Annotated in this window: 17 protein-coding genes; 11 read left to right on the top strand and 6 right to left on the bottom strand. The window is 71.7% G+C overall.

Features of this window, described 5'->3' with window-relative positions; all coding sequences use genetic code 11:
* Positions 1-30 precede the first annotated feature (30 nt).
* The 7 genes from mce to ACH45E_RS41470 all read left to right on the top strand — a co-directional run bounded on the left by mce (position 31) and on the right by ACH45E_RS41470 (position 9,966).
* Positions 31-471, top strand: coding sequence for a methylmalonyl-CoA epimerase (gene mce, locus ACH45E_RS41500; RefSeq protein ID WP_361454460.1), 441 nt, complete (start codon positions 31-33; stop codon positions 469-471).
* 211 nt (positions 472-682) lie between these two features.
* The gene (scy, locus tag ACH45E_RS41495) at positions 683-4,564 is read left to right on the top strand and encodes a polarized growth protein Scy (RefSeq protein WP_361454463.1); all 3,882 of its coding nucleotides are present in this window, start codon (positions 683-685) and stop codon (positions 4,562-4,564) included.
* 300 nt (positions 4,565-4,864) lie between these two features.
* Positions 4,865-5,800 (top strand): cellulose-binding protein, encoded by a 936-nt coding sequence (locus ACH45E_RS41490; protein ID WP_361454466.1) that lies wholly within the window; start codon positions 4,865-4,867, stop codon positions 5,798-5,800.
* An 88-nt stretch (positions 5,801-5,888) separates the two neighbouring features.
* Positions 5,889-6,845, top strand: coding sequence for an ATP-binding cassette domain-containing protein (locus ACH45E_RS41485; RefSeq protein ID WP_361454469.1), 957 nt, complete (start codon positions 5,889-5,891; stop codon positions 6,843-6,845).
* 4 nt (positions 6,846-6,849) lie between these two features.
* Positions 6,850-7,620, top strand: a complete 771-nt coding sequence (locus ACH45E_RS41480; protein WP_361454472.1) for an ABC transporter permease — start codon at positions 6,850-6,852, stop codon at positions 7,618-7,620.
* 163 nt (positions 7,621-7,783) lie between these two features.
* Complete coding sequence (locus ACH45E_RS41475) at positions 7,784-9,055, top strand: ABC transporter ATP-binding protein (protein ID WP_361454475.1); 1,272 nt, start codon at positions 7,784-7,786, stop codon at positions 9,053-9,055.
* The gene (locus ACH45E_RS41470) at positions 9,052-9,966 is read left to right on the top strand and encodes an ABC transporter permease subunit (RefSeq protein ID WP_361454478.1); all 915 of its coding nucleotides are present in this window, start codon (positions 9,052-9,054) and stop codon (positions 9,964-9,966) included. Before ACH45E_RS41475 ends, ACH45E_RS41470 begins: the two co-directional genes overlap by 4 nt.
* A 10-nt stretch (positions 9,967-9,976) precedes the next feature.
* Here ACH45E_RS41470 and ACH45E_RS41465 read toward each other — a convergent pair whose 3' ends face one another.
* Positions 9,977-10,318 carry an ATP/GTP-binding protein gene (locus tag ACH45E_RS41465; protein ID WP_361454481.1) on the bottom strand — a complete coding sequence of 114 codons (342 nt, stop codon included), beginning with the start codon at positions 10,316-10,318 and terminating at the stop codon, positions 9,977-9,979.
* 224 nt (positions 10,319-10,542) lie between these two features.
* Between ACH45E_RS41465 and ACH45E_RS41460 the strand changes: the two genes are divergently transcribed.
* Positions 10,543-11,571 (top strand): LLM class flavin-dependent oxidoreductase, encoded by a 1,029-nt coding sequence (locus ACH45E_RS41460; RefSeq protein WP_361454484.1) that lies wholly within the window; start codon positions 10,543-10,545, stop codon positions 11,569-11,571.
* A 112-nt stretch (positions 11,572-11,683) separates the two neighbouring features.
* On the opposite strand, the gene ACH45E_RS41455 is transcribed toward ACH45E_RS41460, so the two are convergent.
* Positions 11,684-12,076 (bottom strand): SCO5389 family protein, encoded by a 393-nt coding sequence (locus tag ACH45E_RS41455; protein ID WP_361454487.1) that lies wholly within the window; start codon positions 12,074-12,076, stop codon positions 11,684-11,686.
* A 298-nt stretch (positions 12,077-12,374) separates the two neighbouring features.
* Between ACH45E_RS41455 and nucS the strand changes: the two genes are divergently transcribed.
* Positions 12,375-13,055 (top strand): endonuclease NucS, encoded by a 681-nt coding sequence (gene nucS, locus ACH45E_RS41450; RefSeq protein WP_361454490.1) that lies wholly within the window; start codon positions 12,375-12,377, stop codon positions 13,053-13,055.
* Between the two features lie 13 nt (positions 13,056-13,068).
* Here the strand turns inward: nucS and ACH45E_RS41445 are convergent, their stop codons facing one another.
* From ACH45E_RS41445 to ACH45E_RS41430, 4 genes are all read right to left on the bottom strand, one after another.
* A complete protein-coding gene (locus ACH45E_RS41445) occupies positions 13,069-15,630 on the bottom strand; it encodes an ATP-binding protein (RefSeq protein WP_361454493.1) in 2,562 nt (853 codons plus the stop codon).
* Positions 15,631-15,908: 278 nt separating this feature from the next.
* Positions 15,909-16,232 (bottom strand): STAS domain-containing protein, encoded by a 324-nt coding sequence (locus ACH45E_RS41440; RefSeq protein WP_361454496.1) that lies wholly within the window; start codon positions 16,230-16,232, stop codon positions 15,909-15,911.
* 139 nt (positions 16,233-16,371) lie between these two features.
* Entirely contained in the window at positions 16,372-17,220 is an 849-nt protein-coding gene (locus ACH45E_RS41435) for a 3-hydroxyacyl-CoA dehydrogenase family protein (RefSeq protein ID WP_361454499.1), read from the bottom strand.
* Between the two features lie 124 nt (positions 17,221-17,344).
* Positions 17,345-17,986, bottom strand: a complete 642-nt coding sequence (locus ACH45E_RS41430) for a TetR/AcrR family transcriptional regulator (RefSeq protein ID WP_361454502.1) — start codon at positions 17,984-17,986, stop codon at positions 17,345-17,347.
* A gap of 79 nt (positions 17,987-18,065) precedes the next feature.
* Between ACH45E_RS41430 and ACH45E_RS41425 the strand changes: the two genes are divergently transcribed.
* Together ACH45E_RS41425 and ACH45E_RS41420 are read left to right on the top strand one after the other, a co-directional pair.
* Positions 18,066-18,851: an ATP-binding cassette domain-containing protein gene (locus ACH45E_RS41425; RefSeq protein ID WP_361454505.1), complete on the top strand. Its 786-nt coding sequence runs from the start codon at positions 18,066-18,068 to the stop codon at positions 18,849-18,851.
* Between the two features lie 10 nt (positions 18,852-18,861).
* Positions 18,862-19,611, top strand: a complete 750-nt coding sequence (locus ACH45E_RS41420) for an ABC transporter permease (protein ID WP_361454510.1) — start codon at positions 18,862-18,864, stop codon at positions 19,609-19,611.
* Positions 19,612-19,623 lie beyond the last annotated feature (12 nt).

The following is a 19,623-nucleotide window of genomic DNA, read 5'->3' as shown; positions in this document are numbered from 1 at the left end:
TAACCACTCGAGGAGCGCTGCACTAACACCATGCTGACGCGAATCGACCACATCGGGATCGCCTGCCACGACCTCGACGCGACCGTCGAGTTCTACCGGGCCACGTACGGCTTCGAGGTGTTCCACTCCGAAGTCAACGAGGAGCAGGGCGTGCGCGAGGCCATGCTCAAGATCAACGAGACGTCCGACGGCGGCGCTTCGTACCTCCAGCTGCTCGAACCGACCCGCGAGGACTCCGCGGTCGGCAAGTGGCTGGCGAAGAACGGCGAGGGCGTCCACCACATCGCCTTCGGTACGGCGGATGTCGACGGCGACGCCGCGGACATCCGCGGGAAGGGCGTACGCGTTCTGTACGAGGAGCCACGACGCGGCTCCATGGGGTCGCGGATCACCTTCCTGCACCCCAAGGACTGCCATGGCGTACTGACAGAACTGGTCACATCCGCGCCTGTTGAGTCACCTGAGCACTGACCCTCGTACATAGAGGCCGGTAGGGTTGGGGGCGGTCGTCCCTCTGACGCGGGACGGCCGCATGCCGGGGTCCGGGTTTCGGGGGACGAGCGTCGGGGCAGCAGCCCGTGCTCCGCCGTTGATCTGACACCATTCCCCGGGGGCCCCGTTCGGCGGATGGACGGAGCTCGTGTGAACAGGCAGCCGACCAGGGGACGGATGGGACCGCGCAGTGCGGGGCTACGAGAGCCAGGAGCGAGAGCCGGCGGCTGACGTCGACCACCTCTCTCGGTTCGAGGCCGAGATGAAGCGGCTGAAGACCGAGCGGGAAAAGGCGATCCAGCATGCCGAGGACCTCGGCTACCAGGTCGAGGTGCTGCGCGCCAAGTTGCACGAGGCGCGGCGCACCATCATGTCCCGGCCCGACTTCGGCGGCGGCGACCTCGGCTATCAGGCCGAGCAGTTGCTGCGCAATGCCCAGATCCAGGCCGACCAGCTGCGCCAGGACGCCGAGCGGGAGCTGAGCCAGGCCCGCGCCCAGACCCAGCGCATCCTCCAGGAGCACGCCGAGCAGGCGGCCCGGCTCCAGGCCGAGCTGCACGCGGAGGCCGTGGCCCGGCGCCAGCAGCTGGACCAGGAGCTCGCCGAGCGGCGCCAGACGGTCGAGTCGCACGTCAACGAGAACGTGGCGTGGGCCGAGCAGCTGCGGGCACGTACGGAGTCCCAGGCCCGCCGGCTCCTCGACGAGTCCCGCGCCGAGGCCGAGCAGGCCATGGCCGCCGCCCGCAGCGAGGCCGAACGGCTGACCACGGAGGCCCGGCAGCGGCTGCAGAGCGACGCCGAGGCGGCCCGCGCGGAGGCCGAGCAGTTGCTGCGCCGCGCCCGCACGGACGCCGAGCGGCTGCTGAACGCCGCCTCCACCCAGGCGCAGGAGGCCACCGACCACGCCGAGCAGCTGCGCAGCTCCACCGCGACGGAGTCGGACACGGCCCGCCGCCAGGCCGGCGAGCTCAGCCGGGCCGCCGAGCAGCGCATGGCCGAGGCGGAGGACGCCCTGCGCAAGGCGCAGACCGAGGCCGAGAAGCTGGTCACGGAGGCCAAGGAGGCCGCGGCCAAGGCGCTCTCCAGCGCCGAGTCCACCAACGAGCAGCGCACGCGCACGGCGAAGGAGCAGGTCGCCCGGCTGGTCGAGGAGGCCACCAAGGAGGCCGAGAACACCAGGACCGAGGCCGAGCAGCTGGTCGCGGACGCCCGCGCCGAGGCCGAGAAGATCGTCGACGAGGCCGCGGAGAAGGCTCGTACGCTCACCGCCGAGGAGAGCGCGACCCAGCTGTCGAAGGCGGCGAAGACCGCCGAGGACGTGCTGAACAAGGCGTCCGAGGAGGCCCGGAACACCACCAAGGCCGCGTCCGAGGAGGCCGAGCGGATCCGCCGGGAGGCCGAGGCCGAGGCGGACCGGCTGCGCGGCGAGGCGCACGACATCTCCGAGCAGCTCAAGGGCGCGGCGAAGGACGACACCAAGGAGTACCGGGCCAAGACGGTCGAGCTCCAGGAGGAGGCCCGCCGACTGCGTGGCGAGGCCGAGCAGCTGCGGTCCGACGCGGTGGCCGAGGGCGAGCGCATCCGCGCCGAGGCCCGCCGTGAGGCCGTGGTGCAGATCGAGGAGGCGGCCAAGTCCGCCGAGGAGCTGCTGGCCAAGGCGAAGGCGGACGCGGACGAGCAGCGGCAGAAGGCCACGACGGACAGCGAGAAGGTCCGTACGGAGGCCATCGAGCGGGCGACGACCCTGCGCCGGCAGGCCGAGGAGACCCTGGAGCGCACCCGCTCGGAGGCCGAGCGCTCCCGTGAGGAGGCGGTGGAGCTCGCCGAGACCATCACCTCGAACGCCGAGCAGACCGCGCGCGAGCTGCGCGAGGACGCCGAGCGGGCGGCCGAGGCGCGGCAGGCGGAGGCCGCCGGGGAGCTGACCCGGCTGCACGCGGAGGCTCAGGCGCGGCTCGCGTCCGCCGAGCAGGCCCTGACGGACGCCCGCGAGGAGGCCGCGCGGATCCGCCGGGAGACCGGCGAGGAGACCGAGCGGCTGCGTGCGGAGGCCGCCGAGCGGATCCGTACGCTCCAGCAGCAGGCGGAGACGGAGGCCGAGCGGCTGCGGGACGAGGCCGCGTCGGACGCGTCCGCGTCCCGGGCGGAGGGCGAGGCCATCGCCGTACGCCTGCGGTCGGACGCCGCGGCCGAGGCGGAGCGGCTGAAGTCGGAGGCGCAGGACACCGCCGACCGGGTGCGGGCGGAGGCGCAGGCCGCCGCCGAGCGGCTGGCCACGGAGGCGTCCGAGACGCTGGCCGCCGCCCAGGAGGAGGCCGCCCGCCGTCGCCGCGAGGCCGAGGAGCTGCTCGGTTCCGCGCGCGCCGAGGCCGACCAGGAGCGTGAGCGGGCCCGCGAGCAGAGCGAGGAGCTGCTGGCCTCCGCGCGGCGGCGCGTGGAGGACGCGCAGGCCGAGGCGGTCCGGCTGGTGGAGGAGGCCGACCGGCGCGCCACCGAGATGGTGTCGGCGGCCGAGCTGCACGCCCAGCAGGTACGGGACTCCGTCGCCGGGCTGCACGAGCAGGCGCAGGAGGAGATCACCGGCCTGCGCTCCGCCGCGGAGCACGCGGCGGACCGTACCCGGCGGGAGGCCGAGGAGGAGGCGGACCGGGTCCGCGCCGACGCCTACGCCGAGCGGGAGCGGGCGAGCGAGGACGCGGGCCGGCTGCGCCGCGACGCACAGGACGAGTCGGAGGCCGCCAAGGCGCTCGCCGAGCGGACGACGGCGGAGGCGATCGCCGAGGCCGAGCGGCTGCGCACGGAGGCGGCGGCGCACGCGCAGCGGGTGCGGACGGAGGCGTCGGACGCGCTGGCCGAGGCCGACCAGTCGGCGGCGCGCGCCCGTGCGGAGGCCCGGGACGACGCCAACCGGATCCGTTCGGACGCGGCGACGCAGGCGGACACGCTCATCACCGAGGCGCGCAACGAGGCCGAGCGGCTGCAGACCGAGACGATCGCCGAGGCGGAGCGGCTCCAGTCGGAGACGGCCGCCGAGGCGGACCGGGTCCGGTCCGAGGCGGTGGCCAAGGCCGAGAAGCTGATCTCGGACGCCTCCGGCGACGCGGAGCGGCTGCGTGCCGAGGCGGCCGAGACGGTCGGGTCCGCGCAGGCGCACGCGGAGCGGATCCGTACCGAGTCGCAGCGGGTGAAGGCGGACGCGGAGAGGGAGGCCGAGCGGATGCTGTCGGCCGCCCGCGAGGAGGCCGACCGGACGCTGGACGAGGCCCGCCAGGACGCCAACAAGCGGCGTTCGGAGGCGGCCGAGCAGGTCGACACGCTGATCACGGAGACCACGGCGGAGGCCGACAAGCTGCTGACCGAGGCGCAGCAGCAGGCGCAGAAGACCACCGCGGACGCCGAGGCGCAGGCCGACACGATGGTGGGCGTGGCCCGCCAGGAGGCCGAGCGTGTGGTGTCCGAGGCGCGGGTCGAGGGCAACTCGACGGTGGAGAAGGCCCGTACGGACGCGGACGAGCTGCTCGTCGGCGCCCGCCGGGACGCCACGGCGATCAGGGAGCGCGCGGAGGAGCTGCGCGAGCGGATCACGGCCGAGATCGAGGGGCTGCACGAGCGGGCCCGCCGTGAGGCCGCCGAGACGATGAAGTCGACCGGCGACCGCTGTGACGCGCTGATCAGCTCCGCCGAGGAGCAGCACGCCAGGGCGCAGGCCAAGGCCAAGGAGATCGTCTCGGAGGCCAACTCCGAGGCGGGCAAGGTCCGTATCGCGGCGGTGAAGAAGGCGGAGGGGCTGCTCAAGGAGGCCGAGCAGAAGAAGGCCTCGCTCGTCCGGGAGGCCGAGGAGCTCAAGGCCGAGGCGATCCGCGAGGCGCGGCGGACGGTCGAGGAGGGCAAGCGCGAGCTGGAGGTCCTGGTGCGCCGGCGCGAGGACATCAACGCCGAGATCTCCCGTGTCCAGGACGTGTTGGAGGCGTTGGAGTCCTTTGAGACCCCGTCGTCCGGGAAGGACGGCGGAGTCAAGGCGGGTGCCACCGTGGGGCCGCCTCGATCGGGTGGCAAGTCGTCAGACAGCTAGGGCCTGTTCTGGGTTTCCCCGTCTGCGCCCCGACGCCCGGCACGCACCGAACGCCGCTGCGCCCGTGCTCCGCACGGACGACGGGGAAACCCAGAACAGGCCCTGCGGAAAGGGTGGGTTCTGATGCCTTCTGGGTACTTTGGTCCTGTCCCCGGGGTGATCGTTTGCAAGTCGTCCGGGTGTCAGCCACTCAAAAGAGGTGTCATTCTCCAGATCAAACACGTATCCGCTCGATGACACACCGCTTCGGCCCCTAGGATTCGACCTATCACCTCACCGGTCTCATTCGACAGGAACCCCATGAGCGACACTTCCCCCTACGGCTTCGAGCTTGTGCGGCGTGGATACGACCGCGCTCAGGTGGACGAACGAATCTCCAAGCTCGTCTCCGACCGTGACAGCGCTCTCACCCGCATCACCGCTCTGGAAAAGCGCATCGAAGAGCTCCACCTCGAGACGCAGAACGCCCAGGCCCAGATCACCGACGCGGAGCCGTCGTACGCGGGTCTCGGCGCGCGGGTCGAGAAGATCCTCCGCCTCGCCGAGGAAGAGGCCAAGGATCTGCGTGAGGAGGCCCGGCGCGCGGCCGAGCAGCACCGTGAGCTCGCGGAGTCGGCGGCCCAGCAGGTGCGCAACGACGCGGAGTCGTTCGCGGCGGAGCGCAAGGCGAAGGCCGAGGACGAGGGCGTCCGGATCGTCGAGAAGGCCAAGAGTGACGCCCAGCAGCTGCGCTCCGAGGCGCAGAAGGACGCGCAGTCGAAGCGTGAGGAGGCGGACGCCCTCTTCGAGGAGACCCGCGCCAAGGCCGCGCAGGCCGCCGCCGACTTCGAGACGAACCTGGCCAAGCGCCGCGAGCAGTCCGAGCGCGACCTGGCCTCGCGTCAGCAGAAGGCGGAGAAGCGCCTCGCGGAGATCGAGCACCGCGCGGAGCAGCTGCGCCTGGAGGCGGAGAAGCTGCGCACCGACGCCGAGCGCCGTGCCCGCCAGACCGTCGAGACGGCTCAGCGCCAGGCCGAGGACATCGTGGCCGACGCCAACGCCAAGGCCGACCGCATCCGCTCGGAATCCGAGCGCGAGCTCGCGGCGCTCACCAACCGCCGCGACAGCATCAACGCCCAGCTGACGAACGTCCGCGAGATGCTCGCCACGCTCACGGGTGCCGCGGTGGCCGCGGCCGGTTCGCCGGCCGAGGACGAGCCGATCTCCCGCGGGGTCCCGGCCCAGCAGTCCCGGTAACACCCGGACGCTCGGCGACCGAGCACCTTCGAAGCCCTCTGCCACCTCCCCGGTGGCAGGGGGCTTCGTCCCGTTCTAGCGTGACCGCATGATCGAGCTGGACGGGCTGACCAAGCGGTACGGCGAGACGCTGGCGGTCGACGGGCTGAGTTTCGCCGTGCGGCCGGGCATGGTCACGGGCTTCCTCGGGCCGAACGGGGCCGGGAAGTCCACGACCATGCGGATGATCCTGGGGCTCGACCATCCCACCGCCGGGGACGTCCGGATCGACGGCAGGCACTACGACCGACTGAAGGACCCGCTGACGTACATCGGGGCGCTGCTGGACGCCAAGGCCGTGCACGGGGGCCGGAGCGCGTACAACCATCTGCTGTGCCTCGCGCAGAGCAACGGGATCCCGAAGAGCCGGGTGCGTGAGGTGCTGGACACGGTCGGGCTGACCTCGGTGGCGCGGAAGAAGGCCAAGGGGTTCTCGCTGGGGATGGGGCAGCGGCTCGGGATCGCGGGGGCGCTGCTCGGCGATCCGCGGATCCTGATGTTCGACGAGCCGGTCAACGGGCTCGACCCGGAGGGCATCCACTGGATCCGCACCCTGATGAAATCGCTGGCCGCGCAGGGGCGGACGGTCTTCGTCTCCTCGCACCTGATGAGCGAGATGGCGCTGACCGCCGATCATCTGGTGGTCATCGGGCAGGGGCGGCTGCTGGCGGACACCGCCATGGCCGAGTTCATCCGGCAGAACTCGCGGGCGTACGTCCGGGTCCGCAGTCCCGAACAGGAGCGGCTGCTGGACGTGCTGCACGGGGCCGGGATCACGGCCGTGCAGGCGGGCGGCGGGGCGCTGGAGGTGGACGGCGGGAAGGCCGAGCTCATCGGCGAGCTGGCCGCCGAGCACCGGATCGCGCTGCACGAGCTGAGTGGGCAGCAGGCCTCCCTGGAGGAGGCGTTCATGAGGCTGACGGCGGAGTCGGTGGAGTACCACGCGCACAGCGACACCGCGCCCGCGCGGCGGGGCTGGAGCGCCGACTGGAAGAAGGGCGTGTGACGTCATGGCCGCCGTAGAGGTCGTCCGGTCCGAGTGGACCAAGATCCGGTCCGTCGCATCCACGGTGTGGACGCTGTCCCTCGCCGTGGTCGTCACCATCGCCCTCGGCATGCTGATCTCGGCGCTGTCGAGGAGCCAGTACGACAGGATGCCCGTCCGGCAGCGGCTCTCCTACGACCCCACCCTGGTCAGCTTCGCGGGCATGACCCTCGGGCAGCTCGCGCTGATCGTGTTCGGCGTGCTGGTCGTGTCCAACGAGTACAGCACCGGCATGATCCGCACCTCGCTGGCGGCCGTACCGCGGCGCGGCACGTTCCTGTTCAGCAAGATCGCGGTGGCCGCCGGGCTCGCGCTGGTCGTGGCGTTCGCCACCAGCTTCGCCGCGTTCTTCCTCGGGCAGGCCGTGCTCGGCCCCCACCGGGCACGGCTGGGCGACCCCGGGGTGCTGCGCGCGGTGATCGGCGGCGGGCTCTACATGACCCTGATCGCCGTCTTCTCCATGGGCGTCGCCGCGATGCTGCGCTCGCCGATGCTGTCGCTCGGCATCCTGATGCCGTTCTTCTTCCTCATCTCCAACATCCTCGGCAACGTCGACGCCACGAAAAAGCTCGGCCGCTACCTCCCCGACCAGGCCGGCAGCCGCATCATGCAGGTAGTCCCCCGCCTCGGCGACGACACGCCGTACGGCCCGTGGGGCGGCCTGGGCATCATGGTGCTGTGGGTGGCCGCGGCGGTGCTGGGCGGCTATGTGCTGCTGCGGAAGCGGGACGCCTGAACGTCGGGCCGAGCCCTGAGGTGGGAACGGGTAGGTACTACGAGGCAAGCGGAGCGCTTTGGCTTTACTCTCCCTTGGGCGGAACCGTCAGCGCCCGGATATCCTCCTAACCCTTACGGGGGCGTGTGCCCTGCTGTCCTGATCCTTTCGATGGGTGCGGAGCATGATCGAGGCTGTCGGCCTGACCAAGCGCTACGGCGACAAGACCGCCGTGTACAACCTTTCCTTCCAGGTACGACCGGGCGCCGTGACCGGCTTCCTCGGGCCCAACGGCTCGGGCAAGTCGACCACCATGCGGATGATCCTCGGCCTGGACAACCCGACCGCGGGCACGGTGACGATCGGCGGCTATCCGTACCGCAAGCTGCCCAACGCACCCCGCCAGGTCGGCGCGCTGCTCGACGCCAAGGCCGTGCACGGCGGCCGGCACGCCCGCAACCACCTGCTCTGCCTGGCCCAGCTGTCGGGCATCCCGCCCCGCCGGGTGGACGAGGTGCTCGGCGTCGTCGGCCTTCAGGACGTGGCGAAGAAGCGGTCGAAGGGCTTCTCCCTCGGCATGGGCCAGCGGCTCGGCATCGCCGCCGCGCTGCTCGGCGACCCGCAGGTGCTGCTGTTCGACGAGCCGGTCAACGGGCTCGACCCCGAGGGCATCCTCTGGGTGCGCAATCTGATGAAGGCGCTGGCGGCGGAGGGACGGACCGTGTTCGTCTCCAGCCACCTGATGAGCGAGATGGCGCTGACCGCCGACCACCTCATCGTCATCGGCCGCGGCCAGCTGCTCGCCGACATGAGCGTGACGGACTTCATCTCGGCCAACTCGGCCGACTTCGCGCGGGTCCGCACCCCCGACACCGAGCCGCAGCTGCGGGAGAAGCTGACCTCCGCGCTCACCGAGGCGGGCGGACACGTGCTGCCGGAGCAGGACGGCGCGCTGCGGGTCACCGGACTGCCGCTGCCCCGCATCAGCGACCTCGCGCACGAGGCGGACGTACGGCTGTGGGAGCTGTCCCCGCATCAGGCCTCACTGGAAGAGGCGTACATGCGGATGACCCAGGGCGCCGTCGACTACCGCTCCACCATCGACCAGAAGGCGGGCCTGCAGCAGCCGCTGCCGCCCGGCGCCCAGCCGCCCATGCCGGTCCCGGGCCAGGGCCAGCCGGGCTGGTACGCCCCGCCGCCGCCCCAGCAGGGCGGAGCGCCCGTGGGGCCGTACGGCGGTCCTGCGGCGCCCGCGGGGGCGTACGGCGCTCCCGCGGGCGCCGGTCAGCCGAATCCCTACGCCCAGCCGCCGGCGCAGGCGCCCGCCGCCCCGGCGACCCCGCCGCAGCAGCCGCCCGCGGCTCCGGCGGCCCCGGCAGCCGCCCCGGCCGCAGAATCGTCCGAGCCCGCCGACTCCGCCCCCGCCGACCTGACCAAGCCCGAGGACGCCCGATGAGCACCCACCAGCCCCCGATGCCGCAGGCACCCTCCCCCACTCTCGGCTCCGCTCGAGCGGGGGCACCCCCATCCGCGCCCGAGTGGCAGGCGGCGCCCGGGGCCTCGTATCCCGGATACACCTCGCCGATCCCGGTGGTGCGCACGCACCTCGGGCACGCGATCGCCTCCGAGTGGACGAAGATCAAGTCGGTGCGCTCCACGATGTGGACGCTGGGCGTGTTCGTGCTGCTCGTGATCGGCATCGGGCTGGCCGCCGGCGCGCTGGTGTCGAACTCCTCCTCCGACCTGGACGGCGAGAGCCCGCTCGGCCTGGGCTTCTTCGGGCTGCTGCTGGGCAGCATGTGCATCATCACGCTCGGCGTGCTGACCACGGCGTCGGAGTACGGCACCGGCATGATCCGTACCACGATGGTCGCCTGCCCGAGCCGGGGGCGGGTGCTCACGGCGAAGGCGATCGTGTTCTTCGTCGTCGCGTTCGTCATCACCCTGGCGTCGGCCTCCTTCGTCGCCATGACCCAGGTGTCCATGCTCGGCGGCAAGGGCGCCAAGGACCCCTCCGGCGGGGAGTGGCTGAAGGCCACCGTCGGCGTCAGCCTCTACATCGCCCTGCTCGGCCTGCTGTCGCTCGTGATCGGCTCGATCATCCGGCACTCGGCGGGCGCCATCACCATCATGATCGGCGTCCTGCTCGCCCCGCTGGTGATCGCGCTGTTCATGTTCTCCGAGTCGCTGTCCAGCCTGCGCGACAAGCTGGTCGAGTACTCGATCCCGAACCAGTTGAGCGTCTTCTACTCCAACTCCCTGAGCCAGTCCGGCCCGTCCGGCTGGGACCCGCTGTGGATCATGCTGGTCGTGACGGCCGTCGCGTTCGGCGGGGCGTACGCGCTGCTGGAGAAGCGGGACGTGTGAGCCGGAGCTTCTAGAACCTCGGCGCGTTTCGGGACCGCTGCACCCGCGTGGTGCGGCGGTCCTTCGCGTTCCAGCACGCCTTGTGCCAGTGCCGGCGGTCGTCGACGCCCGAGTGCTCCGGCCAGGCCACGACATGCGGGACGCCGGAGGCGATCACCTGGTCGCAGCCCGGGCAACGGTAGGTCTTGCCCTGCGCGCTGGCCCCGGCCACATGCCGCACGCTCCACTCCTCGCCCCGCCAGTGCTCCGTGGACTGCCAGCCTCCGTACCGGTCGGCGCGGTCGTCCTCGGCGCTCCGGCCGGACCCGGCCGTGTCCTTGGGGCCCTTGGGACGGTTGCGACGCGGGGACACGGGACACCTCACGGGGCTATACAGGAAGCACGGGCTGTTTCCCAGCCTACGCGTCACGGACGGGGGTACGCGTAGGGAACCAACCCCCACAAGTCCCCCTGCTGGCCGACTCATTCTGCAGACAATCCGCAAATCCCTTCGCCAGGCCGTGTCCTCGGCACGTGTCGCACGGTTATGCCGGGTGGGGGAGCTCCGGGTCGGAGCCAAGGAAGCAGGAAAAAGCGATGCGCGTAGGAAGTTTTGTGCTGGCCGCCCAGTTCCCTGGGCAGGGCCAGGGGGAGGCGCTGCACCGGGCGGTCCGCTCGGCCCAGGTCTCCGAGGAGGCGGGCCTCGACGCGGTCTGGCTGGCCGAGCACCACTTCGTGCCGTACGGCACGTGCCCGTCCGCGATCACCCTGGCCGCCTTACTGCTGGGCCGCACCCACCGCATCGGGGTCGGCACGGCGGTCAGCGTGCTGCCCACCGCGCACCCGGTCGCCCTCGGCGAACAGGCCGCGCTGCTGCATGTGACCAGCGGCGGCCGCTTCACGCTCGGCGTGGGGCGCGGCGGCCCGTGGGTGGACCTGGAGGTCTTCGGCGCGGGCCTCGCGGCCTACGAGCACGGATTCCCGGAATCACTCGATCTGCTGGTGCGCTGGCTGCGCGAACCGGCGGTGGCGGCCTCGGGCGAACGGTTCTCCTTCCGTGAGGTCCCCGTCGTACCGCGCCCGTCGGAGGCGCTGACGGACCTCGCCGGTCCCGAGGTCGTCGTCGCCTGCACCTCCCCGTCGAGCGTGCGGCTGGCGGCCGAGCGCGGACTGCCGATGCTGCTCGGGATGCACGTCGGGGACGAGGAGAAGGCCGAAATGATCGCCCTGTGGCGGCGGCACGCGCGGGCGGCCGGGCGGCCGGCCGAGGAGATCGCCCACGCCTCCCATGTGTCGGCCGGTGTCTGCCAGATCGCGGACACCCGCACCGACGCGGTGGAGACGCTGCTGAAGGCGATGCCGGGCTGGCTGAAGCAGGGCCTCGAGGCCCATGTGACGGTGGACGGCCGGGCACGGGCGATGCGCGATCCGCTGGCCTACACCGAACTGCTCTGCGGCCTGCACCCGGTCGGCACCCCCCGGCTGTGCGTGGACCGCCTCGCGGCGACCTCGGAGCGCACCGGCATCTCCCGCTTCGCGCTGCTCGTGGAGGGCTCGGGGGACCTGGCGGCGACGGAGGAGAACGTACGACGGCTGGGTGCCGAGGTACTGCCTCAGCTGCGCTGACCGGACAACTCCCCTTCCCGGTGTGGGGCTTGCCGCTCCAGTACTGATGGCACCTTCCGCGGGTGGAGCGGCAAGCGGCGGCTCACTGCGTCAGCAGTCGGCGGGATCCGCGTCAGCAGTCCCTGAGGTCCGGGGACTGGTTCAGCAGTTGGCCGCGTACCGAGGTGAAGCGGGCCAGACGCGCGTCGGCCGAGGCGTCGGGCGGGAACACCGCCACCCGGTGGCAGTTCTGGAACGCCAGCCGCACACCGAAGTGCCGCTGCAGCGCGCCGCGTATCGCGTCACTGGCGAGCGCGCGCAGCAGCTGACCGCGTGCCTGCTCGTCCGGCGGGGGCGTCTGGTTGTCGGCGAAGTCTCCGCCATCCACCTTCAGCTGGGCCACCAGGGAGCTGATCATCTCCCATGCGTAGGGCAGGGAGGTCCGGACGCAGTCGACGAAGGCAGCTTCGTCGACCTCGCCTCGCTCGGCCTGTTCGAGTAGGGCCGGTGAGACGTCGAGCGACATGGGTACTCCTCTCGCACCCCCGAACAGCAGGGGTTGCCGGACAGGTAAGGGAGTTCGCGATACCGAACACGCTGAGTACACATACGGCGACCTCCCGTTTACTACGGTAGGCAGCGGACGGTGACGGCACCAGCAGAATGCGTACATGGGACGATCCCTTTAGGCACACAATCGGCCATGGATGAACGCGTGTTTCCAAATCAGCAGGGGCGGCCCATGGGGCCTCGGTTGAGGGTGGTGGTGGGAGACGGGAGGGCGAATCGCGTGGGGCCTGATGGGTCGAGTAGCGTTGCCGACCATGCGTCTCGTCATTGCCCGGTGCTCGGTCGACTACGCCGGCCGGCTCACCGCCCACCTCCCCACGGCCCCCCGCCTGATCCTGGTCAAGGCGGACGGCAGCGTCTCGATCCATGCGGACGACCGGGCGTACAAGCCCCTCAACTGGATGTCGCCGCCCTGCACGCTGAAGGAGGAAGCGGGCGACTCCGCGGAGACGGCGGGCGTCTGGACCGTCATCAACAAGGCGGGCGAGAAACTGATCATCACGATGGAGGAGATCCTCCACGACTCCTCGCACGAGCTCGGCGTGGACCCCGGCCTGATCAAGGACGGCGTGGAAGCGCACCTCCAGGAACTGCTCGCCGACCGCATCGAGACGCTCGGCGACGGCTACACCCTGATCCGGCGTGAGTACATGACCGCGATCGGCCCGGTCGACATCCTGTGCCGGGACGCCGACGGCCAGACCGTCGCCGTGGAGATCAAGCGACGCGGCGAGATCGACGGGGTGGAGCAACTCACCCGCTATCTGGAGCTGTTGAACCGCGATCCGCATCTCGCCCCCGTCCGCGGCATCTTCGCCGCCCAGGAGATCAAGCCGCAGGCCCGTGTCCTCGCCACGGACCGCGGCATCGGCTGCCAGGTGCTGGACTACGACGCGATGCGCGGCATCGAGGACGACAAGCTGCGGCTGTTCTGAGCCCCGCCGCGCGTCACATCACCGGGCCCGAACCGCTGCTCTGCGGGGCGCTCGCCGAACCGCTCGTCGCCGCCGGGGCGCTGGAGGCGGGGCCGCTGGCCGTGTCCGACGTGGACGGGGTGGAGGGCGGCGGGTCCGTGGGAGTGGCCGTGGGCGTCGTGGTCGGGGTCGCGGTCGGCGTGGACCTGGTCGGCGTCGCGGTCGGCGTCGACCTCGTCGGCGTCGCGGTCGGAGTCGACGGCCTGGACGACGACGGCTTCGACGGCGTGCTCGGCGAACCGCCGCCGCCCGTCCCCTTCGTACCGCTCGGGTCGTCCGAGGGCTGGGCCGGGTCCGAGCTCGGCGTCGGGTCGTCCGCCGTGCCGTAGGCGCCGTCGGGGCCGGGATCGGTCGGGCGGCTGACCGCCGTGCCGGTGTCGCCGTCGCCGCCACCGGTGTCCTTCTTCGGGGTGTCCGCGCCCAGGTTGCCCTCGTCGGCACCCTCACTGGCGGAGGGGTTGACGCTCACGTTGTTCGCCGGCTTGTCCGCGTTGTCGTTCGAGGTCATGCCGAGGGTCACGACGGTGCCGAGGACGGCGGCGAGCAGCGCGCCCGAGCCGGCCGCGACGAGGTTGCGCCGGGCCAGCCGCCGGATGCCGCCGCCCTGGACCTTGGGCAGTGGCGCGGTGGCCGCGGCCCGGTGGGTGATCAGCGTGTCGTCGGTGGGCAGCTGGAGCTGCGGGAACGGGGACAGGATCCCGCCCGGGGGCGAGGCCGACTCCTCGTAGCGGGCGTCGGGGACCTCCTCGCCCGCCATCGCCGCGAACCCGGGCACGTCGCCCGCGCGGTCGGCGACCAGGGCGAGGGCGCGGCGGCCGGCGACGGTGCCGCGCTTGTCGGCGAGGGCGCCGCGCAGCCCGATGGACGCCTCGAGTTCGGCGCGGGCCCGGTCGAGCTGGCCGGCGCAGAGCGCGAAGATGCCCAGTTCGTGGTGGAAATAGGCCTGTTCGGTCACCTCTCCGGCGAGCTGGGATGCCTCGGCGCCGGCGCGCAGCGCCCGCTCCCAGGCGCTCCAGTGCAGTCCGGCCGCGAAGGCGGGCGCGGCGGTGCGGGCGAGCTCGACGGCGATGCTCTCCTCACCCTCGGCGGGCGGTGTCGTCAGCGGCACCAGGACGGTCAGCGCGGCGAGCACCGCGTCGGCCTCGGCGCACACCCGCTCGGGGGTGACGGAGGGGTGTCCGGCCCACCAGGTGTAGTGCTGGGCGGCGGCGCGGGCGGCGTCCGTGAGGTCGTCGGCGTAGCCGGCGGCCTCCAGCTGGGTCCGCACGCCGGCCGCGAGGCGGTAGCGGGAGCCGACCGGGGTGACCAGTCCGCAGGAGACGAGTTCGCCGAGCGCGGCGTCCGCGTGGGTGTCGCCGACCAGCGCGGGCAGATGGGCCTGGTGCGGGACCTCGCCGCCGAGGGCGACGGCGAAGCGCAGGGTGGCGCGGGCGGAGGCGCTCAGCCGGGAGGCGAGCAGCCGTGCGGGCGCGGCGGCCTCGCCGAGCGACGGGAGGGGGATGTCCTCGTCGTTGCCGGCGTCCGTGTCGAGCGGGGCGTCGTAAGGGGCGTCGTACGGCGAGTCGCGGGGCGCGTCGACCGGGTGCCGTACGTCCTCGAAGACTCCGAGGGCGTCCACGGCGTCCGCGCTGGCCCGCAGTTGGTCGCGCTGCCCGAGCAGGGCACCGGCCTGGACGAACCGCAGGGGCAGGCCCTCGGACTCGAACCAGAGGTCGCCGGCCCAGTTGGCCTCCTCCTCGGTGAGGACGCGGCCGACGGCGCGCTCCAGGATCTCCACTCCGCCGGCGCGGTCCAGCCCGCCGAGGAAGACCTCCTCGACGGCCGAGCCGGCGGACGGGGCGGGCACGTCCGGGGTGGCGGTGATGAGGAAGGCGCACTCGGGGGTGGCGTCGAGGAGTTCGTCGAGGGCGGCGGCGCCGAACTCGATGTCGTCCAGGACGACGACCGCGCCGATCTCGCGGACCAGGTCGAGCAGTTCGTCCGGGCTGGGGCGGTGCAGGGGCGCGTCGTAGACGGCGTGGCAGAGGTCGTGGAGCAGGTCGGCCGTCGTGCGGTGGAAGCCGGTGAGACGGACCACGCCGTCGGGGGCGAGGTCCGAGCAGTCGTCGGCGACCAGGTCGAGCAGGGCGGTGCGGCCGGAACCCGCCGGGCCGGTGAGGCGTACGGAACGGCCGCGGGCGAGCAGGCGTACCAGTTGCTCGCGTTCGTCCTGGCGTTCCAGGAGCGGCAGCGGGGGCTGGGTGGGCCCGGGCGGTACGGGTGCCCGGGCCGCGCGGTCGGTGGCGGCGCGCTCGGCGGTGGCGAGCTTGGCGGGCGTGCCGGGCTGTGCTCCCGGCGGGCAGGGCTCTATCTCGCTGCCGTCGACCGGGTTGACGGTGAGCAGGAAGTCGCCGGTGACGAGCTGCACCGTGCGGGCGAGTGCCGGCGTGCTCTGGCCGAAGTCGTTGGTGAGGGATTCCCTGGGCGGGCGCTGACGCGGCGCGGAGCCTGCTGTGTCATGGCCGTGGTCCTCGGGTCCCCGGTTGATCGGGTCCATAGGTTTTAGCCCCCCAAAAGCGTCGTGTGCCCGTGTCCGGCCCCTCCCGGCCTGCTGCACACCGCGCTGTCGCTTCTGGTCCGGGCCCGCTCGAGGGTTGCGAGGCAGCGGGCGACCGAACCCTAAACCTTCGCACAGTATCTACGACAGTCCGGGGTGGCGCGCGGTGCGCGACGTCACAGTCTCGTGAGGATCGCATGTGACGTGCGGTCGGGCAGGACCGCCCGGGTCTCCCCCGTCGCCCGTTTCACACCCGCTCGCGGCGTCCCGCGCGGGCGTCACACCCGGGGCAGCGACTCCACGCCGATGCCGCCCTCGATCGCCAGGATCCGGTGCAGCCGGGTGGCCACCAGCAGGCGCTGCATCTGCGGCGGTACGCCGCGCAGCACCAGGCGCCGGCCGCAGCGGCCGGCCCGCCGGTGGGCGCCCATGATCACCCCGAGTCCGGTGGCGTCCCAGGAGTCCAGCTCGGACAGGTCGAGCACCAGGTCGCCGACTCCGTCGTCGACGGCCGAGTGGAGGACCGTACGGGCGTCCGCCGCGCTGACGACGTCGAGGCGGCCCCCGACGACCAGCTCGGCGTGGTCGCCCCTGATGTACATATGCGCTCCCCGTGCGTGCGTCTCGTGCTCGGTGATGTCTGGTGATGCAACCTCTGACGGCGTTGAGCGGTCAGAGGTTGCCGTCTGTGAGCGAACCGATACCGAATTCACCCGCGGGGGTGAATCCCCCCGCTGGGGCTCAGTACTTGTAGAAGCCCTGCCCGCTCTTGCGCCCGATGTCACCGGCGTCCACCATCCGGCGCATCAGCTCCGGCGGGGCGAACTTCTCGTCCTGCGACTCGGTGTAGATGTTGCCGGTGGCGTGCAGCAGGATGTCGACGCCCGTCAGGTCGGCCGTGGCGAGCGGGCCCATGGCGTGGCCGAAGCCCAGCTTGCAGGCGATGTCGATGTCCTCGGCGCTCGCGACGCCCGATTCGTACAGCTTCGTCGCCTCTACGACGAGGGCGGAGATGAGCCGGGTGGTGACGAAGCCGGCCACGTCCCGGTTGACGACGATGCAGGTCTTGCCGACGGACTCGGCGAACTCCCGCGCGGTGGCGAGGGTTTCGTCGCTGGTCTTGTAGCCGCGCACCAGTTCGCACAGCTGCATCATCGGGACCGGGGAGAAGAAGTGGACGCCGACCACGCGCTCCGGGTGTTCCGTCGCCGCCGCGATCTTGGTGATCGGGATGGCGGAGGTGTTGGAGGCGAGGACGGTGTCGTCGCGCACGATCTTGTCCAGGGTGCGGAAGATCTCGTGCTTGACTTCGAGCTTCTCGAAGACGGCCTCGACGACGATGTCGGCGTCGGCGACGGCGTCGAGGTCGGTGGTCGCGGTGATACGGGCCAGGGCGGCGTCGGCGTCGTGCGCCTCCAGCTTGCCCTTGCTGACGAACTTGTCGTACGAGGCCTTGATTCCGTCGGTGCCACGCTTCAGTGCCTCGTCGGTGACGTCGCGCAGGACGACCTCCCAGCCCGCCTGAGCGGAGACCTGGGCGATGCCGGCTCCCATGAGACCGGCCCCGATGACGGCGAGCTTCCGTGCCACTCCGACTCCCCTTACACGCTGTTTACGGTTGCCTCTTCGGCGGACGATAGCGCTCGGGAGTCGCCGTGTGACCGGTAAGTAATGCGCGTCACGTCTCAATTGACGGACATCACACCGGCAGGGGTCAGGCCTCGCCTCGGACGGCGTAGTTGAGCACCTTCTCTCCCAACAACTCCTCTATGTCGTCGAGGAGGTCCAGTACCTCTCGTGACACTTCGCGTGGATCGCGCCCCTTGACCATCTCGCGCCCGATGACCGCCATGACCGTACTGTTGATCCAGCCGATCTGACCGGCCATCAGATACGGCTCCTCGTCGCCGTCCGCCGCGCCGGTCTCTTCCCGCAGGGCCTGCTCCAGGTTCGCCTGGACCTCCTGTGCGACGGCCCACAGCCGGGAGCGCAGCGCGGGAGCCTCCTCGATGACCCGCATGAAGCGGGCATATCCGGGGATCAGCCCGACCCGGGGCGAAACCGCCTCGACCTCCTCGCGCAGTTCACGCAGGACGGCCCCGGCGGCCGATTCACCCGTGCCGCGACCGCGCACCCAGCGGGCGAGCCGGCCGACCAGGCCGGCGGAGCGGTCGAAGAAGAGGTCCTCCTTGGCCGGGAAGTAGTTGTAGACGGTGTTGACGGAGACGTCGGCGGCCTCGGCGATCTCCGCGACCGTCACCGCGTCGAACCCGCGCTCGATGAACAGCCCCGTGGCGACATCCGAGATGTACTGCCGGGTCTGCCGCTTCTTCCGCTCCCTGAGTCCCTCGGCCATGTCCGAATCCTAGCTTCCTTGGCCTCCCTGAAATTTTGGGGTCGTTGCAAAATTTCAGGGACTCTGTTTTTCTGTCGCCATGACAGCAGTCATCAGCGCGGCCGGACTGGCCCGCACCTTCCGGACCAAGGGCGGCACGGTCGAGGCCGTACGCGGCATCGACCTCACCGTCCACGAGGGCGAGATCCTCGGCTTCCTCGGCCCCAACGGCGCCGGCAAGACGACCACCCTGCGGATGCTCACCACCCTGCTGGCCCCCACCGGCGGCACGGCCACGATCGCGGGCCACGACCTGGCGACCGATCCGGGCGGGGTGCGCGGGGCGTGCGGGTACGTGGCGCAGTCCGGCGGCGTCGACCCGCAGATCTCGGTACGCGAGGAACTGGTCACCCAGGGCCGCCTCTACCGTCTGACAAGACGACAATCAGCCGACCGGGCCGAGGAATTGGCACGGGACCTCGGCCTGACCGGACTGCTCGACCGCAAGGCGGGCGCCCTGTCCGGCGGCCAGCGGCGGCGGCTGGACATCGCGATGGGCCTCATGCACCGCCCGAAGATCCTCTTCCTCGACGAGCCGACCACGGGCCTCGACCCCGCCAGCCGCGCCGACCTGTGGGACCTCGTCCGCCGCCTGCGCGACGAACTCGGTACGACGGTCTTCCTCACCACCCACTACCTCGACGAGGCCGACGCCCTCGCCGACCGGCTGGTCGTCGTCGACCGGGGCGTGGTCGTGGCCGAGGGCACACCGAGCGCGCTCAAGCTCGAGTACGGCGGCTCGATCGACGCCTCGCTCCAGGACACCTTCCTCGCCATCACCGGCCGCGGGCCTTCCCCGGCCGACACCGCCCCCGTAGCCGTATAGGACCGCCAGGATGCTTCTCCACGACACCGCGCTGATCTACGGCCGCTACCTCCGCCAGTCCCTGCGCTCCCGCTTCGCGCTGCTCTTCGGCGTCCTGATGCCGCTCCTGTACCTGCTCTTCTTCGGGCCGCTCCTGACGGACCTGCCGCTCGGCGCGCGGGGCAGTTCCTGGCAGGTGCTGGTGCCCGGGCTGCTGCTCCAACTCGGCCTGTTCGGCGCGGCCTTCGCGGGCTTCACGATCATCATGGAGAACGCGCAGGGGGTGGTGGAACGGATGCGGGTGACGCCGGTCAGCCGGCTCGCGCTGCTCCTGGGGCGCGTGCTGCGCGACGCCACGGTCTTCGTGTTCCAGGCCGTGCTGCTCGTGCTCGCCGCCGTGGTCATGGGCCTGCGCGCGCCGCTGCCCGGCGTCCTCATCGGCTTCGCGTTCGTCGCGCTGCTGACGGTCTCGCTGGCGTCGCTGTCGTACGCGCTGGCGATGAAGGTGCGTACCCCGCAGGAGTTCGGGCCTGTGATCAACGCCCTGACCATGCCGTCGATGCTGCTGTCCGGCCTGATGCTGCCCATGACCCTGGCACCGGGATGGCTGGACGTGCTCTCCCACTTCGTCCCGTTCCGCTATCTGGTGGACGCGGTGCGGGACGCGTACGTGGGCTCGTACGCGTCCGCCCACATGCTGTACGGGGCCCTGGTGGCCGTCGGATTCACCGCGCTGGCCGTGACAGTGGGCACACGGGTCTTCCGGACCGCCGGCCCGTAATTACGCTGGTGG

This window comes from Streptomyces sp. NPDC020299, assembly GCF_044387825.1.
Classification (GTDB): domain Bacteria; phylum Actinomycetota; class Actinomycetes; order Streptomycetales; family Streptomycetaceae; genus Streptomyces.
The sequence above is the reverse complement of the archived record's forward strand: the minus strand, read 5'-3'. Positions and strand labels throughout refer to the sequence as shown.